This is a genomic window from Sphingobium sp. HDIP04 (genome assembly GCF_000445085.1).
Lineage (GTDB): Bacteria > Pseudomonadota > Alphaproteobacteria > Sphingomonadales > Sphingomonadaceae > Sphingobium > Sphingobium indicum.
Genome location: NZ_ATDO01000142.1, coordinates 12,493 through 31,820, shown reverse-complemented (window position 1 = coordinate 31,820; position 19,328 = coordinate 12,493). Strand labels below are relative to the sequence as shown.

21 protein-coding genes and 1 tRNA gene are annotated in these 19,328 nt (G+C 65.7%); 15 read left to right on the top strand and 7 right to left on the bottom strand.

Annotated features, from left to right (window positions below; all coding sequences use genetic code 11):
* Positions 1-204: 204 nt before the first annotated feature.
* The 14 genes from flgB (at position 205) to L286_RS49875 (ending at position 11,946) form a co-directional block, all read left to right on the top strand.
* A complete protein-coding gene (gene flgB, locus L286_RS46295; RefSeq protein WP_021224042.1) occupies positions 205-573 on the top strand; it encodes a flagellar basal body rod protein FlgB in 369 nt (122 codons plus the stop codon).
* A 2-nt stretch (positions 574-575) separates the two neighbouring features.
* Positions 576-986, top strand: coding sequence for a flagellar basal body rod protein FlgC (gene flgC, locus L286_RS46290; RefSeq protein ID WP_025161007.1), 411 nt, complete (start codon positions 576-578; stop codon positions 984-986).
* On the top strand, positions 983-1,639 hold the full coding sequence (locus L286_RS46285) for a flagellar hook assembly protein FlgD (protein ID WP_020820124.1): 657 nt from the start codon (positions 983-985) through the stop codon (positions 1,637-1,639). The genes flgC and L286_RS46285 overlap by 4 nt, the downstream gene beginning before the upstream one ends.
* A 30-nt stretch (positions 1,640-1,669) precedes the next feature.
* Positions 1,670-2,512, top strand: a complete 843-nt coding sequence (locus L286_RS46280; RefSeq protein ID WP_007682587.1) for a flagellar hook-basal body complex protein — start codon at positions 1,670-1,672, stop codon at positions 2,510-2,512.
* A 117-nt stretch (positions 2,513-2,629) separates the two neighbouring features.
* Entirely contained in the window at positions 2,630-3,370 is a 741-nt protein-coding gene (locus L286_RS46275) for a flagellar basal body rod protein FlgF (RefSeq protein WP_020820123.1), read from the top strand.
* A gap of 62 nt (positions 3,371-3,432) precedes the next feature.
* Positions 3,433-4,221, top strand: coding sequence for a flagellar basal-body rod protein FlgG (flgG, locus tag L286_RS46270; protein ID WP_007682583.1), 789 nt, complete (start codon positions 3,433-3,435; stop codon positions 4,219-4,221).
* 119 nt (positions 4,222-4,340) lie between these two features.
* Positions 4,341-5,000 (top strand): flagellar basal body L-ring protein FlgH, encoded by a 660-nt coding sequence (locus L286_RS46265; protein WP_020820122.1) that lies wholly within the window; start codon positions 4,341-4,343, stop codon positions 4,998-5,000.
* Between the two features lie 11 nt (positions 5,001-5,011).
* Positions 5,012-6,247: a flagellar basal body P-ring protein FlgI gene (locus L286_RS46260; protein WP_238559351.1), complete on the top strand. Its 1,236-nt coding sequence runs from the start codon at positions 5,012-5,014 to the stop codon at positions 6,245-6,247.
* The gene (locus tag L286_RS46255; protein ID WP_020820120.1) at positions 6,247-6,561 is read left to right on the top strand and encodes a rod-binding protein; all 315 of its coding nucleotides are present in this window, start codon (positions 6,247-6,249) and stop codon (positions 6,559-6,561) included. Before L286_RS46260 ends, L286_RS46255 begins: the two co-directional genes overlap by 1 nt.
* Positions 6,558-7,898, top strand: a complete 1,341-nt coding sequence (gene flgK, locus L286_RS46250; protein WP_007682575.1) for a flagellar hook-associated protein FlgK — start codon at positions 6,558-6,560, stop codon at positions 7,896-7,898. Before L286_RS46255 ends, flgK begins: the two co-directional genes overlap by 4 nt.
* Positions 7,899-7,915: 17 nt before the next feature.
* Complete coding sequence (locus L286_RS46245; protein ID WP_020820119.1) at positions 7,916-8,761, top strand: flagellin; 846 nt, start codon at positions 7,916-7,918, stop codon at positions 8,759-8,761.
* A 261-nt stretch (positions 8,762-9,022) separates the two neighbouring features.
* Positions 9,023-9,886, top strand: a complete 864-nt coding sequence (gene motA / locus L286_RS46240) for a flagellar motor stator protein MotA (protein WP_007682571.1) — start codon at positions 9,023-9,025, stop codon at positions 9,884-9,886.
* Between the two features lie 3 nt (positions 9,887-9,889).
* Positions 9,890-10,945, top strand: coding sequence for a flagellar motor protein MotB (locus tag L286_RS46235; protein WP_020820118.1), 1,056 nt, complete (start codon positions 9,890-9,892; stop codon positions 10,943-10,945).
* A gap of 243 nt (positions 10,946-11,188) precedes the next feature.
* Positions 11,189-11,946 (top strand): IS5 family transposase gene (locus tag L286_RS49875; protein ID WP_152520581.1). Its coding sequence is split into 2 segments (ribosomal slippage): positions 11,189-11,507 and positions 11,507-11,946, totalling 759 coding nucleotides; the frame shifts between segments, so codons are not numbered across the junction.
* Positions 11,947-12,499: 553 nt separating this feature from the next.
* On the opposite strand, the gene L286_RS46225 is transcribed toward L286_RS49875, so the two are convergent.
* From L286_RS46225 to L286_RS46195, 7 genes are all read right to left on the bottom strand, one after another.
* Complete coding sequence (locus L286_RS46225; RefSeq protein WP_020820117.1) at positions 12,500-13,855, bottom strand: sensor histidine kinase; 1,356 nt, start codon at positions 13,853-13,855, stop codon at positions 12,500-12,502.
* The gene (locus L286_RS46220) at positions 13,852-14,571 is read right to left on the bottom strand and encodes a response regulator (protein WP_007682565.1); all 720 of its coding nucleotides are present in this window, start codon (positions 14,569-14,571) and stop codon (positions 13,852-13,854) included. Before L286_RS46220 ends, L286_RS46225 begins: the two co-directional genes overlap by 4 nt.
* 75 nt (positions 14,572-14,646) lie before the next feature.
* The gene (locus tag L286_RS46215; protein ID WP_020820116.1) at positions 14,647-15,273 is read right to left on the bottom strand and encodes an EF-hand domain-containing protein; all 627 of its coding nucleotides are present in this window, start codon (positions 15,271-15,273) and stop codon (positions 14,647-14,649) included.
* Between the two features lie 135 nt (positions 15,274-15,408).
* Positions 15,409-16,626: an argininosuccinate synthase gene (locus L286_RS46210; RefSeq protein WP_007682561.1), complete on the bottom strand. Its 1,218-nt coding sequence runs from the start codon at positions 16,624-16,626 to the stop codon at positions 15,409-15,411.
* 160 nt (positions 16,627-16,786) lie between these two features.
* Positions 16,787-17,722: a hypothetical protein gene (locus tag L286_RS46205; RefSeq protein WP_238559350.1), complete on the bottom strand. Its 936-nt coding sequence runs from the start codon at positions 17,720-17,722 to the stop codon at positions 16,787-16,789.
* Positions 17,723-17,901: 179 nt separating this feature from the next.
* Entirely contained in the window at positions 17,902-18,096 is a 195-nt protein-coding gene (locus L286_RS46200; protein WP_007682557.1) for a DUF4169 family protein, read from the bottom strand.
* Positions 18,097-18,122: 26 nt separating this feature from the next.
* Positions 18,123-18,196: transfer RNA gene (locus tag L286_RS46195), tRNA-Gly, on the bottom strand.
* 108 nt (positions 18,197-18,304) lie between these two features.
* Here L286_RS46195 and L286_RS46190 point away from each other — a divergent pair.
* A complete protein-coding gene (locus tag L286_RS46190; RefSeq protein WP_020817903.1) occupies positions 18,305-19,219 on the top strand; it encodes a LysR family transcriptional regulator in 915 nt (304 codons plus the stop codon).
* Positions 19,220-19,328: the final 109 nt, after the last annotated feature.

Here is a 19,328-nt window from a genome sequence, read left to right as displayed (position 1 = left end):
AAATTTTGCCGCCCTTGCCGCCATCCTCATGCGATCCCCCGGATTTCCGCCATTTCCGCCCTGCCGGTGCGTCACCCACGCAAATTGGCACGGCTCTTGCGAATATCGGGCTGGATCACCCGCGGTTCACGCCATCAGGCCTCAGAACGGCGGAGCGACCGGAAGTTTTAGGCCCGGCAGGGCGAAAAAACGGAAAGATGTGCAATGTCGCTGGAAGACGGATTGTTCGGGATACATGGACAGGCGCTGGCGCTTCGCTCGCAGCGCCTGTCCCTGCTCGCGTCCAACATCGCGAACGCCTCCACGCCCGGCTATAAGGCCCGCGACATCGATTTCGAGTCCGCCCTCAAGGAAGCCACCACCCGGCAGGGCAAGTCCGCCGCCGACGTGTCGCAGGCGGTGGACGATTCCATGGGCTATCGCGTGCCGCTTCAGTCGAGCCTGGACGGCAACACCGTCGAACTCAGCACCGAACAGACACTGTTCGCGGAAAACGCCGTCAAATATCGCACGACCCTCTCCTTCCTGGAGGGCCGCATCAACACCATCACCCGCGCCCTGAAGGGAGAATGAGCATGAGCGGCCATGGCCCCATGAACGTCTTCGACATCGCCGGCCGCGCCATGAGCGCGCAGCTCGTGCGGCTGAACGCCACCGCCTCCAACATGGCCAATGCCGGAAACGTCACCGGCAGCGCGGCGGAGGCCTATCGCGCGATCAAGCCGGTGTTCCAGTCGGTCACCGACAGCCCCGGCGTCTCGACCGTCAAGGTCCAGAATGTCGTCACCACCAACGCGCAGCCCACCAAGCGCCACGATCCCAACCATCCGCTTGCCGACAAGAATGGCGATGTCTGGGAAGCCGCCGTGGATAGCAGCGCGGAACTGGTCGACATGATCGAGACCGCCCGCATGTACCAGAACAACGTGCAGGTGCTGAACACCGCCAAGTCCCTGATGATGGAAACCATAAGGATCGGCAAATGACGACCACGACCGCCACCGACAAAGCGGGCCTGTCCGTCTATAACCCCAATGCCAAGGTCGGCACGGGCAAGTCGGAAATGGGCCAGGCGGATTTCCTGCGCCTGCTGACCGCGCAGATGCAGACGCAGGACCCGTTCGAACCCGTCGACAACGCGCAGATGGTCGCGCAGATGGCGACCATCACCAACAGCAGCGGCATCGCCGAAATGAACCAGACGCTGAAGAATCTGGCGTCGGAACTGACCGGATCGCGCCTGGGCGACGCGGCAAGCTGGATCGGCAAGTCGATGCTGGTGCAGAGCAACATCGCCGCCCCCGACGCCGCCGGCCAATATATGGGCCAGGTCAGCTTTGCCGACGCCACCAGCGGCGCTTCGGTCGACCTGATCGACGGCAACGGCAATGTCGTCAAGACCATCGACCTCGGCGACCAGCCCAGGGGCGACGTCAATTTCTACTGGGACGGCAAGGACGAGGCGGGCAACAGCATCGCCACCGACGCCCTCCGGATCAAGGTCAACGGCGCCAACCCCAGCCGCGTCGCGAGCTGGGCCACCATCGCCGCCGTGCAATCGCCCGCCGACGGCAGTTCGTCGAAACTCATCACTCCGCTCGGCACCTACAAGCCGACCGACGCCATTTCACTCGCTTAATCCCTTTCCTTTCACCCAAGGAGCAACGCCATGTCCTTCTACATCTCGCTTTCGGGCCTCAAGGCCGCCCAGACCGACCTGTCGACCACGGCGAACAATGTCGCCAACGTCAATTCGACCGCCTTCAAGAAGAGCAAGGCCGTGTTCGGCGACATCTTCGCCGCCGCGCCGATGCAGACCACCACGCAGGTCGCGGGCCAGGGCGTCCGCACCCAGGGCATCAGCCAGCAATTCACCCAGGGCACCATCGAAACCACCGACAAGACGCTGGACCTCGCCATCACCGGCGAAGGCTTCTTCACGGTGAAGCGCAGCGCCGACGACCAGATCGGCTATACCCGCAACGGCGCCTTCTCGGTCGAAGAGGACCGCTATGTCGTCGACACCACCGGCGCCCGGCTCCAGGTCATTCCGCTCGATCCCACGACCGGCGCGCCCACGGTGACCGGCACGCTGACCCCCGCTTCGCTCACCGACCTCAAGATTCCGACCAACTGGCCCGACGGCGGCACCGGCAACCAGCTCACCAGCGTGGGCGTATCGGAAGAAGGCAAGATCACCGGCGTCTACGCCGACGGTTCCACCGTCTATCTGGGCGCGACCGCCATCGCCGCCTTCAACAGCCAGGAAGGGCTGCGCCAGAGCGGCGACGCCCACTGGACCGCCACCAACGCCAGCGGCGCGCCGATGCTGGGCACCGGCAATAGCGGCCTGTTCGGCTCGGTCCGCTCCGGCGCGCTGGAACGCTCCAACGTCGACATCACGGAAGAACTGGTGAACCTCATCTCCGCCCAGCGCAACTTCCAGGCAAACTCGAAGGCGATCGAGGCGGCGAACACGCTGTCGACCACTATCGTCAACATGCGGACGTAATAGTTCGCCTCGGTAGGTAACGTGCTCCTGCGAAGGCAGGAGCCCAGTCCCGCCGTCTGAACTGGGTTCCTGCCTACGCAGGAACACACTGCATAAAAGACCTGCGAAGGAACCCCCATGGACCGGCTCGTCAACACGGCACTCACCGCGATGCGCGGCGCGATGGCGCGGCAGGCGGCGATCTCCAACAATCTGGCGAACGTCAACACCACCGGCTTTCGCGCCGAGATCGCCAATGCCGAGACGCGCTGGATCAAGGGCGACAACCTCAACACGCGGGCGCAGGCATCCGAACAGGTGATCGCCGCCGACATGGCGCAAGGCGCGGTCACCGAAACCGGCAATCCGCTGGACGTGGCCATGAACGGCGACGCGATGCTCGCCGTTCAGGCCCCGGACGGCGGCGAGGCCTATACGCGCCGCGGCGACCTGAAGGTCAGCGACAGCGGCCTGCTCACCACCGGCGACGGCCTGGTCGTGCTGGGCGAGGGCGGACCCATCACCCTGCCGCAGATGGACAGCGTCTCCATCGCCAAGGACGGCAGCATCTGGGGCGTGCCGCAGGGCGGCGATCCCGCCAACCCGCAGCAGGTCGACAAGCTGAAGCTGGTCAACCCGGTCGGCTCCAGCATCGCCAAGGGCACGGACGGCCTGTTCCGCGAAGCGAATGGCGGCGTCCTGCCCGACGATCCCATCGCCACCGTGACGGGCGGATCGCTGGAGGGATCGAACGTCAACGCCACATCGGCGCTGGTCCAGATGATAGAGGCCAGCCGCGCCTGGGAAACCCAGATCAAGATGATCGACACCGCCAAGCAACTGGACGACGGCGGCGCGTCGCTGATGCGCCTCGATTAATGGTTAATCTGGCACGACCCTTGCTTTGACGCCCGCATGAGCCTGCCTCACGGAGATAGACGATGACCAACGCCGCCCTTCATGTCGCCCGCACCGGCCTCGACGCGCAGAACACGAAGATGCGCGTGATCGCCAACAACCTGGCGAACGTCAACACCACCGGCTTCAAGCGCGACCGCGCCGATTTCGAGACGCTGGCCTATCAGCAGATCGTGGCGGCGGGCGCGAACAGCGACAGCGAAAACAAGTTCGCCACCGGCCTCAACCTCGGCTCCGGCGTCGCCCTGCAGGGCACCAGCAAGATCAACGCGCAGGGCACGCTGAACCAGACCGGCAACACGCTGGACATGGCGATCGAGGGCTCCGGCTATTTCCAGGTGCAGCAGCCCGACGGCTCCATCGCCTATACCCGCGCCGGCAATTTCACGACCACGGCCGAAGGCGTCGTCGTCACCAGCGACGGCCTGCCCCTCATCCCGCAGATCACCGTGCCGGAGGGCGCGACCAGCGTCACCATCGGCAATGACGGCACCGTCTCCGCGACGCTCCAGGGCCAGACCGAACCGACCCAGCTCGGCCAGATCGAACTGGCGAGCTTCATGAATCCGGGCGGGCTCACCTCGGTGGGCGGCAACCTGCTCAAGGAAAGCGCCGCCAGCGGCACGCCGCAGGTCGGCGTCGCGGGTCTGGACGGGCGCGGCGTCGTGCGCGCGGGCTATCTCGAAACCTCGAACGTCAACGTGGTCGAGGAACTGGTCGACATGATCGAAACCCAGCGCGCCTATGAGGTCAATTCGAAGATGATCAAGGCGACCGACGAAATGCTCCAATATGCCAACCAGCAGTTGTGAGCCTAACCATGTTCTCGCCACATAATCCGTTCGGGCTGAGCCTGTCGAAGCCCTCCACTGAGCCTGTCGAAGTGGCCTCCCCGTCGGCTGGACGCATCCTGCGACTTCGCTCAGGACGAATGATATTCGGACTGGCGCTTGCCGCCCTCGCCACCTCCCCGGCCATGGCCGGCAAGAAGCGCGATGCCGAGCGGCAATTTTTTGCCCCCACCGTCGTTGCCGCTCCTGCCGCCCCGGCGGCGAACGGCTCGATCTTTCAGGCGTCGATGGGCTATACTCCGCTCACCAGCGGCGCGCGCGCGACCAGCGTGGGCGACATCATCACCATCGTCCTGGTCGAACGGACCCAGGCGACCAAGAGCAACAGCGCCGACACCAGCCGCGACGGCAGCATCGCGCTGACCCCGCCCAGCACCGGCCCGCTGTCCAAGATCTTCTCCGCCAGCGACATCGGCTCCAGCGGCAGCAACGCCTTCACCGGCAAGGGCGCCGCCACCCAGTCCAATGCGCTGAACGGCGAAATCACCGTGACCATCGCGGCGACCTATCCCAACGGCACGATGCTGGTGAAGGGCGAAAAGGCGCTGACGCTCAATCGCGGCGACGAATATATCCAGATCAGCGGCCTCGTCCGCCAGGCCGACATCGGCCCGGACAACCGCATCGCCTCGACCCGCGTGGCCGACGCGAAGATCATCTACACCGGCAAGGGGGAAATCGCCCGCGCCAGCCGCCAGGGCTGGCTGCAGCGCTTCTTCTCCATGATCAGCCCCTTCTGATGGAACGTCCCATGGCCTCCTTCTCGCACCCTTTCCTTTCCGTCATTCCCGCGAAGGCGGGAATCCATCTCCCGGTTTTGCGCCTGGGGATGCGGCTGGAGATGGATTCCCGCCTTCGCGGGAATGACGAGAGTGTTTGGAGCAAAGCCTTCCACCGCACCTTAATCGCCATCCTCACCGCCCTCGCCCTCCTCGCCGCCCCGGCCCATGCCGAGCGGATCAAGGATCTCGGCACATTCCAGGGCGTCCGTCCGAACCAGCTCACCGGCTACGGCATCGTCGTCGGCCTTGCGGGCACCGGCGACGACAGCCTGGACTATGCGACGCAGGGCATGAAGGGCGTGGTCTCGCGCTTCGGCCTCACCTTGCCGCAGGGCATCAACCCCGCGCTCAAAAATGCGGCGGCCGTGCTGGTCACCGCCGACCTGCCCGCCTTCGCCAAGCCCGGCCAGCGGCTCGACGTCACCGTCTCCGCCCTCGGCAAGGCCAAGTCGCTGCGCGGCGGCACGCTCATCATGACCCCCTTGCGCGGCGCGGATAACGAGATTTACGGCATGGCGCAGGGCAACCTCGCCGTCGGCGGCCTGGGCGTATCCGGCGCGGACGGCAGCCAGGTGTCGGTCAACATCCCCTCGGCCGGCCGGATTCCGGGCGGCGCGACGGTGGAGCGCGCCGTCGCCACCGGCTTCGACACCGCCCCCACCCTCACCTTCAACCTGTCCGAAGCCGACCTCACCACGGCCCTGCGCGTGGCGGACGGCATCAACCGCACCTTCGGCGACCGACGCGCCAGGGCGACCGACGCGGTATCCGTCTCCATCGACGCCGCGCCCGGCGCGACCGACCGCATCATGATGATGGGCCTGATCGAGAATATCGAGGTCGCGCCCGCCGACGCGCCCGCCAAGGTCATCGTCAACGCCCGCACCGGCACGGTCGTCATCAACGGCGCGGTGAAGATCCACCCCGCCGCCATCGCGCACGGGAAAATCACCGTCAGCGTCAACGAATCGCCCCGCGTCGTCCAGCCCGCGCCCTTCTCGCGAGGGCAGACCGCGGTCGAGCAATCCAGCTCGATTTCGATCGATCAGGAAAAGCGGCCGATGATAAATTTTAAAGGCGGCGCCTCCCTGGCCGATATAGTCAAGGCGGTGAACGCCATCGGCGCCTCCCCCGCGGACATGGTCGCGATCCTCGAAGCCCTCAAGCAGGCAGGTTCGCTCAAGGCTGAACTGGTGGTGTTGTGATGCAGATCGGTGCGACTTCGGGGACAGCCGCTCAGCCGGGCGGAACGCAGGACAGGGCCGGCCTCGAAAAGGCCGCGCAGCAGTTCGAGGCGATCTTCCTGCGCCAGATGATGGGCGCGATGCGCTCGGCCAGCCTGGCCGAGGGCATCAGCGATTCCAGCGCCACCGACCAGTTTCGCGACATGGCCGACGCCCGCACCGCCGACAGCATGGCCAGCCGCGGCACGCTGGGCATCGCGGAGATGCTGATGCGCCAGTTCGGGACCAGGCCCGGCGCATCCGCGCCCGCCAGCCCGGCGGACAAGGCTGAATGAGCGACCTCTTCATCATCGGCGCCTCAGGCACGAAGGCCTATCGCACCGCCATGGCGGCGGTGTCGGAGAATATCGCCAACGCCAGTACGGAGGGCTATTCGCGCCGGTCGGTGACGACGGTCGAATCCGGTTCGTCCACCGCGACCATGGCCGTCTACATCTCCCGCGCCAATTTCGGCGGCACCGACGTCAAGAGCGTCAACCGTGCCACCGATCCCTATCTGGACGCGACGGTGCGCTACACCAACACCCAGCTTGGCAGCGCGTTGGCGCGGATGCGCTGGCTGACCGATTCGGAAACCGCGCTCAACGACACGGAAACCGGCATCGGCCAACTGATGACCGGCATGTTCCAGAATATGGACAAGCTGGCCGCCAGCCCCAACGACAAATCGCTGCGCGTGACGACGCTGGACAGCATCGGCCGCGTCGCCCAGGCCTTCAACCAGACGGCGGCCGACCTGGTGCAGGTGTCGAGCGGCATCGCGACGGAAGCGCAGGCGTCGGTGACGACGATCAACCAGGCGCTCTCCGCCCTCGCGGACATCAACAACAGCCTGTTGCGGGCGCAGCCGGGCACGTCGGCCTATGCGCAACTGCTCGACAGCCGGGACGCGGCGCTTGGCACGCTGTCGTCCAACCTCAATATCGACGTCAGCTTCGGCACGCATGACCAGGCGCAGGTGACGCTGAACGGCCAGACGCTGGTGCAGGGCGACGCCGCCACGCCGCTGGCGCTGACCGTCAACGCCGACGGCACGCTGGCCCTGGCGACGAGCGCGGGCGCCGCCCTCGCCGCGCCGACCAGCGGCACGCTGGGCGGGCTGTTTTCGGCCGCGGGCACGGTCTCGCAGCGCCGCGCCAGCCTCGACACGCTGGCGCAGCAGTTCGTCGCCAACATGAACGCCTGGCATGCGCAGGGCCTGACCGACGGCAGCCCCGGCGCTGCGGGCGCGCCGCTGCTGTCCGGCGCCAGCGCCGCGACGGTCACCGCATTGATCAGCGACCCCGCCCAGCTTGCCGTCAAATCGAGCGACGGCACGGCGAACGGCAATCTGCTGACCGTATCCACGGTGCTGCGCGGCAATGGCAGCGTCGAACAGGGCTGGACCGCGCTGATCGCGACGCACGCCAACCTGCTTTCCTCCACCAAGGCGGAGCAGACCACCGCACAGAGCCGCAGCGACCAGGCCGTGGCCGCGCGCGAAGCGGTGAGCGGCGTCGACCTGGACATGGAGGCGGCCGACCTGCTGCGCATCCAGCAGGCCTATTCGGGCTGCGCGAAGATCCTTCAGGTCGCGAAGGAAACCGTCGACGCGATCCTGCAGATCATCTGAAGGCAAGGAACCGAACCATGGTAGGCATCACCAACAAGATCCTTCTGGCGGAAATCCGTCGTCAGCAGCAGCTTTCCCAGGGCATAGTCGACGGCCAGACCGCCATTTCGACCGGCAAGACGCTGACCAGGCCGTCGGAAAACGCGCTCGCCTGGGTGCAGGTGTCGGACATCGGCCGGGCGCAGGCGCAGCAGGCGGCCTGGCAGTCCAACGTCAGCACCGGCACGGCGCGGGCCGCCACGGCCGAAGCCAATCTGCAGGAGATGAACACGCTGCTGACCCGCGCGCAGGAATTGCTGACGGCCGCCCGCAACGGAGCGCTGAACGACGCCAGCAAGACCGCCATCGTCGAGGAAATGAAGACGATCCGCACGACCATCGATGCGCTGCTCAACCAGAAGGATTATAACGGCGTCCCGACCTTCGACGACGGGCAGAGCGTCCTGGTTCCGGTCAGCCGCGGCCTCAACCTGGCGGTGGTCGGCACCCGGCAGGAAGTGTCCGAAGGCATCGACGTCGGCGGCACGCCGATGACGCTGGACGCCATATTGGGCCAGAGCATCACCGCCCTGCAAGGCGGCGTGGACGCGGACGTCGTCGCCGCGCTGGACGCCGTCAAGGCGGCGCAGAATCATGTCGTCCTGGAACAGACCAAGCAGGGCGTGCGCAGCGACCGGCTGGACGTGATCGGCACGCGCCTCACCGATATCGACATCGACCTCAAGGAACGGCGGGCCGATCTGGAATCGACCGATCTGACCGAAGTCATCTCCTCGGTTTCGGCCAAGCTGCTCCAGTTGGAGGCGGCGCAATCCGCCTTCGCCCGGATCAACCAGCAGACGCTGTTCGACCTGATCAAATAAGCGAATCCCAAGCGCTCCGTGTTCCTGCGAAGGCAGGAACCCAGTTCCGACGGCAGGGCTGGGTTCCTGCCTTCGCAGGAACAGGCTGCACTTTGGACGAACTGGCTGAAGGAAAGCGTTTTCCGTTGAGAACATCGCCACCCTTTTTTCGGCCCGCACCCTAAATCACGGCATCGCCAAGCCGTATTAACCAATCGAGAGCGTCTCTCATGCGATGCTTCGATCAAGACGGCGCCTTCGGGCAGAATTTCGGGGATAATCATGTTCGCAATCATCGGCCTGGTCGTGCTGCTCGCCATGGTGTTCGGCGGCTTCATCTTTACAGGCGGCGACATCGGTCCGGTTCTGCACGCGCTTCCGCATGAAATGATCATCATCGGCGGCGCGGCCGTCGGCGCGCTGATCATCGGCAATTCGGGCAGCGACCTGAAGGCGTTGGGCGGCGGCCTGGGCAAGGTGTTCAAGGGCCCGAAATACAAGAAGCAGGATTTCCTCGACTGCATCTTCCTCGTCTCCAAGCTGATGAAGACGCTGCGCGTCGAAGGCCCGGTGGCGCTGGAGCCGCATATCGAGGATCCGGCAAGCTCCACCATCTTCTCCGAATATCCGCGCCTGATGGGCGACAAGACGCTGATCCACCTGATCAGCGACACGTTGCGGCTGGTGGTCGTCTCCTCCGGCACGCTCGACCCGCATGCGGTCGAGGAGGTGATGGACAATGCGCTCAAGACCCATCATCACGAAGCGCTGCGCCCCGCCGACAATCTGCAGGGGCTGGCGGACGCCTTGCCCGCGCTCGGCATCGTCGCGGCGGTTCTGGGCGTGGTGAAGACCATGGGGTCCATCGACCAGCCCCCGGCGATCCTGGGCGGCATGATCGGTTCGGCGCTGGTCGGCACCTTCCTGGGCGTTCTGCTCGCCTATGGCATGGTCAATCCCTTCGCCAATCGCTGCCGCGCGGTGATCGAGGCGGACGGGTCGATGTACCATGTCGTCAAGCAGATCATCGTCGCCTCCTTGCACGGCCATCCGCAGCCGCTGGTGATAGAGGCGGCGCGCTCCAGCCTGACCCATGCGAACCAGCCGGCCTTTGCCGAAGTGTTCGACGGCATGCGGGGCAAATAAGCCATGGCCGAGAAGAAGCGCGGCGCGAACGAGCCTGAACCCCGGCCGATCATCGTCAAGAAGATCGTGGTGGAGGGTCATGGCGGCCATCATGGCGGCGCATGGAAGGTCGCCTATGCCGACTTCGTGACGGCGATGATGGCCTTCTTCCTGCTGATGTGGCTGCTGGGCGCGACCACCGAAAAGCAGCGCAAGGGGCTGGCCGACTATTTCACGCCGACGCTGGTGCAGCTCAAGGAAGGCTCGGCCGGGTCGAACGGCATGTTCGGCGGCGACAGCATGACGGCGAAGGAAAATTATCCGACCACCGGCGGTCAGGGCAATCTCGCCATCACCATCCCCCGCGACGCATCGGGCACGAAGGACCAGGGCGGCAAGGCCACCAAGGCCGCCGATCGGGCCAAGTTCGAATCGATCAGGAAGGAACTGGAGGCGCGCATGGCCCGCCGCCAGGGCATCCGCAAGCTGCTGAAGAATATCCGCTTCACCGAAACGCACGAAGGGCTGCGCATCGACCTGATCGACGAGGCGGACTTCGCGATGTTCGCCATGGGCACCGACCGGCTGCTGCCGCAGGCGCGGGAACTGGTGAACGAGGTCGCGGCAACGATCCGGACCATGCCCAATCCGCTGATCGTGCGCGGTCATACCGACGGCCTGCCCTATAGCGCCGGCCAGACGATGAACAACTGGATGCTCTCCTCCGCCCGCGCCGAAGCCACGCGCAAGGCGCTGGCCGCGAGCGGCATCGGCAACGACCGCTTCGCCCGGATCGAGGGCGTGGCCGACCGCGAACCCTTCGCGAAGGGCGACGTCTACGACCCGCGCAACCGGCGCATGTCGATCATCCTGGGGTGGAGCCACGGCGCGAATGGCGGCGATGCGGACGAACAAGCCGTCGCCGAAACCAGGGCCGCGATCAGGGAACGCGACAATCCGATGACCATGGCGCGGACCGAAGCCCGCAAGCTCGACATGGGCGGCACCAGCCTCCCCGCAGGCGCGCAGTTGATCAACCCGACGGCGCCGGGCACGTCGAACAAGCCCGGCAAGCACTGAGCCGGACCGCTGCCATGGGTGGCTTCCCGTCATCCCCCCTCCCGCAGGCGGGAGGGGGCCAGGGGGTGGGTTGGCGCGACCTCCGCGTTACTTTGCAACGGCCAGAGCATTTCAAGTTGACCGTTCACGCTCAACGGCTCGGAAAATGCGACATCAAAGGACAAGAGCCTTAGGCTCTGTCTGCATTCATGGGATTCCCATTTTATGAGAGTTCTGATTCAAGGTCGTTGAAGGAGACGATCTTTGAGCAGACGGGTGCTGACGGATGAGCAATGGAACCGGATCGAGGGGTATCTTCCGGGTCGTGCCGGGACGCCTGGACGGAGCGGCGTTGATAATCGACTGTTTGTCGATGCGATCCTGTGGATGGCGGGGAACGCGGCGCATTGGCGCGATCTACCGGATATATTCGGCAAATGGACGGCGGTTCATGCGCGCTTCCGCCGGTGGTCACGCAACGGGGTATGGGAGGGGCTTTTCCATGCCATGGCCGACACGCCGGACTTCGAATATGTGATGATCGACAGCACGATCTCGAAGGTCCACGCCGATGCAAGCGGCGCAAAAGGGGGGCTGAAAGTGCCGCCATCGGTCGTTCGCGCGGCGGCCTGACGACCAAGTTGCACGCCGCCGTCGATGCGATCGGTCTGCCGCTTCGGATATGTCCGACACCAGGGCAATATGGCGATTGCCCGCAGGCCCAGACGCTTCTGTCCGGGCTGGAAGGCGTCGGCCACGTCATCGCCGATGCTGCCTACGATGCCGATCCGCTACGCGCCTTCATTGCCGATGACCTTGGCGCAATCGCGCAGATCAAGGCCAATCCCAGCCGCGCTATCGCCCCTGCCATCGACTGGAGGCTCTACAAGGAGCGCCATCAGGTCGAATGCTTCTTCAACAAACTCAAGCGCTTCCGAAGGATCGCCCTGCGCTGCGAGAAAACCCTCTCTGCCTTCATGGGCTTCGTCCATCTCGCATGCGCCATGATATGGATACGGTGAATGCAGACAGAGCCTAGGCCGCGTGGACAAATTCAAGACTCGCCTGACTGAGGGATTTGGGTGGATTGCGGACCTTCCCCTATTCGTCACCCCGGGCTTGACCCGGGGTCCCGCTGCCTTGGGCTGGGCGCGCACTCAGAAAGAAAGCGGGACCCCGGATCAAGTCCGGGGTGACGGTAAATGATGTCCGCTCATGGCCATTTCCCGACATTCCGAATTTGTCCACGCGGCCTAGTCAGAAGCTCGCTACGCTCGCGCCCACCCCTGGCCCCTCCCGCCTGCGGGAGGGGTATATCTGGATTGGCGAATTTCAGCCCCTCCTCCTCGACCTTGCCCAGAGGCCGCCGCAGAAAAGCCCATGTGGCCCAAGGGCAACAGGCTCCTGACAAAATGTCCTATTTTCCAACATCAGCCAATCCGGCCTGTCCTACCGCCCGCCGCCCGGCCTATCCCCCACCCCTCTTTGAAACGTCCGACACATTGCGCCCGACGCCTACGCGCGCCCAGGCACGCGCGCGCATACACTGTGAACTTCGGCGGAAAAGCGCCGTTTTCAGGCGGGCAGGACCAGGCTCGCCTCCAACCCGCCCTGCGCCCGATTGGCGAGTTTCAGCGCGCCGCCATGTTCGATCATGATCGCCCGCACCAGCGCCAGCCCCAGGCCCGCCCCGCCGGTATCCCGATTGCGAGAGCCCTCCAGCCGTGTGAAGGGCTCCATCATCTCCTCCATCCGCTCCTCGGATATGCCCGGCCCGTCATCCGCCACGATCAGCCGGATGGCGCCGTCCGCCCTTTCGACCGAGACATGCGCCCGCTCGCCATAGACGATGGCATTTTCGATCAGGTTGCGCAGCGCCCGCCTGATCTGCTGGGGCCGGACATCGGCCACCACGCGCTCGCTGTCGGCCAGGTCGACCGGGGAACCGAGTTCCAGAAAATCCTCGACCGCGGCATCGGCCAGCGCCGACAGGTCGACCTTCTGCCGGGCTTCGCTGCTGCGCCCTGCGCGGGCCAGCGAGAGAATATCCTCCAGCATCCGGTTCATCTCGTCGATCGTCTCGGACATGCGGGCGCGCTCGCCCTCGTCCTCCACCGATTCGGCGCGCACCCGCAGCGAGGCCAGCGGCGTGCGCAGATCATGGCCGATGGCGCCCAGCATCCGGTCCTTCTCGTTCAGCATCGCGAAGATGCGGCTGCGCATCGCGTTGAAGGCCATGGTGAGCTGCCGCACGTCGCCGGGGCCGCGCTCCTCCACCGCATCGGCCGATCCGGTGCGGGCAAACTGCTCCGCCGAGCGGGTCAACTGCTTCAACGGCCGCGCCAGCCTGCGCCCGACCCAAAGCAGCGGCAGCAGCACTATGGCGTAGAGGATCAGCGTCTGCCCCACCAGCCAGCCGCCGAAGCGCGGCGGTCGGCCCCCGATGCGCGTCTGCGTCAGCGCCCATTTGCCCGGCTGATATTCGACCGCCATCGCAAGGCGCGTCATGCGCATGGGGGCGTGCCTGTCCACGTCCGCGCGCAGGCGGAAATTGTCCCAGCGCCGCATGGGCAGCGGCCGGTTCTGTTCGACCGCATGGATGGAGCGGACCGAAAGGCCGACATCGTCGAACATCGCCCGGGCGCGGCGCTCGACATCCGGCCGGGCTTGCCCCAGCAAGGGCGGGGCGGCGTCCAGGAAGCGCACCCGGCCCCGCCGGTCCGCCTCATCGCCGCCGCGCCGGTCCGGCCGGTTGTCGAGCGCATCGACGATGCGGTAGACGCCCGGCGCCGTCTGCGCCGTCAGTTCGATCCGTTGCCGCTCGCGCAGCAGCAGGGCGAAATTGATCGCCTGCGCCACGAACAGCGCCAGCGCGACCAGGATGATGATCTGGCCGACGACGCCCTGCGGCCAAAGGCGCAGCCGCCTCACAGCTTGCGCACGTCCGCCGACAGGGTGTAGCCGCCGCCCCAGACCGTCTTGATCAGCGTCGGGTTCTTGGGGTCCGGCTCTATCTTCTTGCGCAGGCGGCTGATCTGGTTGTCGATCGCCCGGTCGAAGGCGTTGGCCTCCCGCCCCTGGGTGATATCCAGCAACTGGTCGCGGCTCAGCACCTGATTGGGCCGGGTGGCGAAGGCCAGCATCAGATTATATTCCGCCGTGGAAAGCGGCAGCGCCACGCCTTCGCCGTCGACCAGCGTGCGCTCCTGCGTCTTGAGCAGCCAGCCCGCAAAGGCATAGGTGGCGCCGTCGGGAGCCGTGACGCGCTGGCCGCCGGTCGCGACGCGGCGGAAGATCACCTTGATGCGGGCGACCAGTTCGCGGGGGGAAAAGGGCTTCAGCACATAATCGTCGGCGCCCATCTCAAGCCCGACGATGCGGTCCGTCTCTTCCGATTTCGCCGTGAGCAGGATCACCGGAATCTCGCTGGTTTCGCGGATATGGCGGCAGAGCGACAGCCCGTCCTCGCCCGGCATCATGATGTCGAGGATCACCAGATCGATGGCGTTGGCGTTGAGGCGCACCCGCGCTTCCGCCGCATTTTCGACGGCCGTCACGCGAAAGCCGTTGCGGCCGAGATATTGCGCCAGCGGCTCGCGGATCGAGCGCTCGTCATCGACGAGCAGCAGATGGGGTCGTTCGCTCATGGTCCGCTTCTTGTCATGGCTTGGGGCGGGTTGGAAGGGCGAGGGCCTGCAAATCAGCGCCTTCGCCCTTTACCCTCAGTTGGAGGGCGGCGTCGCCCTGCGGTCCTTCCACCCGTCGCGGAAGGCCTGGCGCGCCGCCTTCATCTCTTCGGCGGTCACCTTGCCGTCATGGTTGGCGTCGGCCTTGTCGAACAGGGCAAGCGGGCGGGCCAGGAACTCGGCCTTGGTGATGCCGTCCTTTTTCACCGCATCACCCGGACCGCCGCGCATGCCCTCTCCCATACCATGATGCCCCCCTCCGCGGTGGCCCCAGCCGCGCCCTTCCGGCCCACCGGGCTTGCCCATGCGGTCGCGCATGCCATCCCGGCCCTGATGCCCGGCGGCAAATTCCGCCTTGCTGATCTGGCCGTTCTTGTCGGTGTCCAGCGCGGCGAAGCGCTTATCGAGCCGCTGCTGGCGGAGGATGTCGCGATCCGCCTGGTCCAGCTTGCCGTCCTGGTTGGCGTCGAGCCTAGCGAAGCGGGTTTCGAGGGCGGCGGTCAGTTCCGCCCTGGTGACGGCCCCGTCCTTGTCGGCGTCGGCCATCATCAGCATGCCGCCGCCGCGCGGTCCGGCGTCTTGAGCGAAAGCGAGATGGGATGCAGCGAGCCCGCCGACGAACAGCGAGCCCAGCGTCACCGTGGTCATGAATTTGCGGATCATGGGATTTTCCTTCAAAGCGTCTGTCACGAACGGCGCCCTGCCGTCCTTGAAGACGCTTATCGGGAAGTTTTGTCCCGCAATTTTGTCACGTCACCCGATAAAATGTCGCAATTTGTATCGGGCGACGAAAATTCCTCAGCGGTCGCGGCGGCCCAGCAGGCGCAGGCGGAGCGCGTTGAGCTTGATGAAGCCCGCCGCGTCGCGCTGGTCATAGGCGCCCGCATCGTCCTCGAAGGTCACGACCTTCTCGCTGTAGAGCGAATAGGGCGACTTGCGGCCGACGACATAGACGCCGCCCTTGTAGAGCTTCAGGCGGACGGTGCCCGTCACCTTCTCCTGGCTATGGTCGATGGCGGCCTGGAGCATCTCGCGCTCCGGCGAGAACCAGAAGCCGTTATAGATGAGTTCGGCATAGCGCGGCGCCAACTCGTCCTTCAGATGCGCCGCGCCCCGGTCGAGCGTCAGTTGTTCGATCCCGCGATGGGCGAGGTGATAGATGGTGCCGCCCGGCGTTTCGTACATGCCGCGCGACTTCATGCCGACGAAGCGGTTTTCGACCAGGTCGAGGCGGCCGATGCCATGCTTGCGGCCATAGTCGTTGAGCGTCTCCAGCAGCGTCGCAGGCGACATGCCGACGCCGTTGATCGCCACGCCGTCGCCGCGCTCGAAATCGATGGTGATATATTCCGGCGCGTCGGGCGCATCCTCCGGATTGACCGTGCGCGAATAGACATAGTCCGGGGTTTCCTCCCACGGATCTTCCAGCACCTTACCCTCGGACGATGTGTGCAGCATGTTCGCGTCGGTCGAGAAGGGGCTTTCGCCGCGCTTGTCGCGGGGGATCGGGATCTGGTGCTTTTCGGCGAATTCGATCAGCCTGGTGCGGCTGGTCAAATCCCATTCGCGCCAAGGGGCGATCACCTTGATGTCGGGCGCGAGGCCGTAATAGCCCAGTTCGAAACGGACCTGATCATTGCCCTTGCCGGTCGCGCCGTGGGACACCGCGTCGGCGCCCACTTGCTTGGCGATCTCGATCTGGCGCTTGGCGATCAGCGGCCGGGCGATTGACGTGCCGAGCAGGTAAAGCCCCTCATAGAGCGCGTTGGAGCGCATCATCGGGAAGACATAGTCCTTGACGAATTCCTCGCGCAGGTCGTCGATGAAGATATGCTCTTCCTTGACGCCCATCAGCCGGGCCTTGGCGCGGGCCGGTTCCAGTTCCTCTCCCTGGCCCAGATCGGCGGTGAAGGTCACCACCTCGCACTGATAGGTCTGTTGCAGCCATTTCAGGATCACGCTGGTATCCAGCCCACCTGAGAAGGCAAGAACGATGCGGTTGATCTTGTCGGACATGGGCAACTTTCCTTGAGGGCGGGCCTGGGCGGCCATGCGATTACCGGCGGGCCGGTATCAGGCCGGACGGCTCAAGGCAACCGGATGGGCCGCACTATCTCGCGACAAAGGGATGCCGATCGGGACCGGCATCCCCTTTCCTCACGGAATCCGAAGGAACTCAGCTTGTCCGCGGCTTGAAGACGCCGTCGCGCCGCCGGTCGGAACCGAAACGATAAACCGTCTGGGTAGCCGCCGGCGCAGGCCGCGACGATTCGGCCGGTGCTGCCGCGGTTTCCTCGACCATCGGCGTTTCTGCCTGCCTCTGCCGCTGCGCGAGCAGGAATTTCGCCCGGGTCATGCGCTTGGCATGCGTGCGGAACGGGTTGTCGGCGCTGGGCGGCGCGGCGACCATCGCCTCCAATGTGCGTTCCTCCTCGCTCGACACAGCGGCGGGGGGCGGCGGGGTCATCGGCGGCATGTCGGGCGCGGTCGTCGCGGCAGATTCCATGGGCTGGATCACCTCGCCCTCCCAATGCTCCTGGCCTTCCCACTGCCCCTCGCGACGCCTGCGCCTGCGCAACAAAGCGGCTCCGCCCAGGCCAACCATCAGCAAGGAGCCGCCGCCCAGCGCCCAAAGCAATGCCGGATCGATCCCGGCTTCGGACGGCGGAACAGGAGCCTGCGTCGCGGGCGCGGCGGGCGCAAATGCCTCGGCAGGAGGCGTCGGGGACGGCGCCTCGCGCTGCACCGGGGGCTCGACGCGGGCGGGCGGCGCGGCCGGCTCGGCTCGTGCCGCCGCGCGCGCCGCGGGTTTGGGCGCGCTCCGTTCCGCCCCGGTCGCTGCGCCAGCGGTCTGCGTCTTCTCCTCTGCTTGCGCGGCCGCGATGGCGGCCTCCAGGCGTTCTTCGACCGATGGCGTCGCCTGGACCACGGGCTGAGCCGGCGCGAATGTCGGAGCGGAGGCCGCCGGGGGCGCCGGTTCGGGGGAAGCGTTGGCGATCGCCGGCTGACCGGGCGGCACGACGTCCTGCGCGAGCAGCGTTGGCGAACTGAAAGCCAGAACAGCGGCAATCGCGGCCCTGGCGGGGCGAAGTGAGCGAATATGTCCAGTCATAGCCAGGGTTGAACCCGCGAACTTCACGATTCAGCGCAAAACGCGCAGGATATTCCCGATCAATCGAGCCAAAGCACCGACGAAATGATCCGACCTTGGCCAATATTAACAGGCGTTCATTTCTATTGGGCGGTTTCTACTCTTCATGCCTCTGCCAGCAGCGCGAAGATCGCGATCCATTATTTGGGATCATCATCCCGATTGTCACGGCGCGCGCCGTCGATCTGCCGCCTGCTGCGTTCTTCTTCCGCCGATAGGGCCAGACGTTCCGCCTTGGTCCGGCCGAACTTGACGCGATTGCCCTGCGCCCGGCGCTCCTTGTCCGCCCGCGCCTTCGCCTTGCGCGCCTGCCGCAGGTTGACGATGTCGCCCATGATGTCGACGGGCCTCCATGAGGGGATGGAGCGGGTAGCGGGGATCGAACCCGCATCACAAGCTTGGAAGGCTAGTGCTCTACCATTGAGCTATACCCGCCCGTCAGGCTGAGCGCCCTGCCATCTTTGGGCGGTCTTCGTCAATATGAAAGCTATATTCACCCAATATCGGCCTTAACCCCGCGCCATATTTGCACTATCAGGGGTCATGGCCACGCCTTCCCTGCGCCAATTGGATATATTCGCGCAGATGGTGGCATCGGGCAGCCTCTCGCGCTGCGCCGGCGACCTGGGGGTCACGCCTGATGACGTGGCCCGCGATCTGGCCTCGCTGGAGCTGCGCCTGGGCTATCGCCTGTTCGACGATCTTGCCGGCGCTCCTCGCCTGACCGCCGCCGGCCGGAAAACGGCGGAGGCCATGACCCTGTTGTCGCAGGACCGGCCGGAAAACTGGCAGGTCGACCAGGCGGACGGCATTGTCCCCGCCGCCGCTCCGCCTGAATCCTCCTCATCGCGGCAAAGCATCGTCCTGGCCGCGCCCGCGCCGGTCTTCGGCCACTTCCAGGAAGCGCTGGCCGCGTTCGAGGCGGCGAATGACGACGTCGCCATCACGCTGGACCTGACGATCCACCTGGCCGACGAAGCCGCCTGGGCGCTGCGCCGGGGCAAGGCCGACATCGCCTATTTCTATGCCTTGGGCGAAACGGACGAGCCGCTATCCCGCTATGGCTGGTCGGAGCAGATCAACCTCTATGCCGGCGCCGACCATCCGCTCGCTCGTCGCGACAGCGTGGCGACGGACGAGCTTGCCGCCATGCCGACGCTGGCGATGGAGGCGCACAACGGCCTGCGGCGGATCATCGACGAGGCGCTGCTGCGCGGCGGCATCCGGCTGGGCGACCCGGTGCTGGAAACCGACAATCTGTTCGACATCATGACCATATTGCGCGAAGGGGCCGGCTGTTTCGCCGCCTTCGGCCCGCTCGCCCGTGACCTGGGACGGATGACCGGGATCAGGCGGATCGCGCTGGAACGTCCGTTGCCCGCCATAGAAGTGCGCCAGGCGCTCCGCCCGGAAAGCCCCCCCGCCGCCGCTGCGCTGGCCGAATTCCTCTTTCTCTGATCGTTCATCGCGACTGGTTGGGGGGATTTCACGGGGAAGCGATCCATCGCGCGCCGAAGCGGTATTGATATGCTATATCATTTCAGATAGGAGGGCGCGTCTCTTTCCC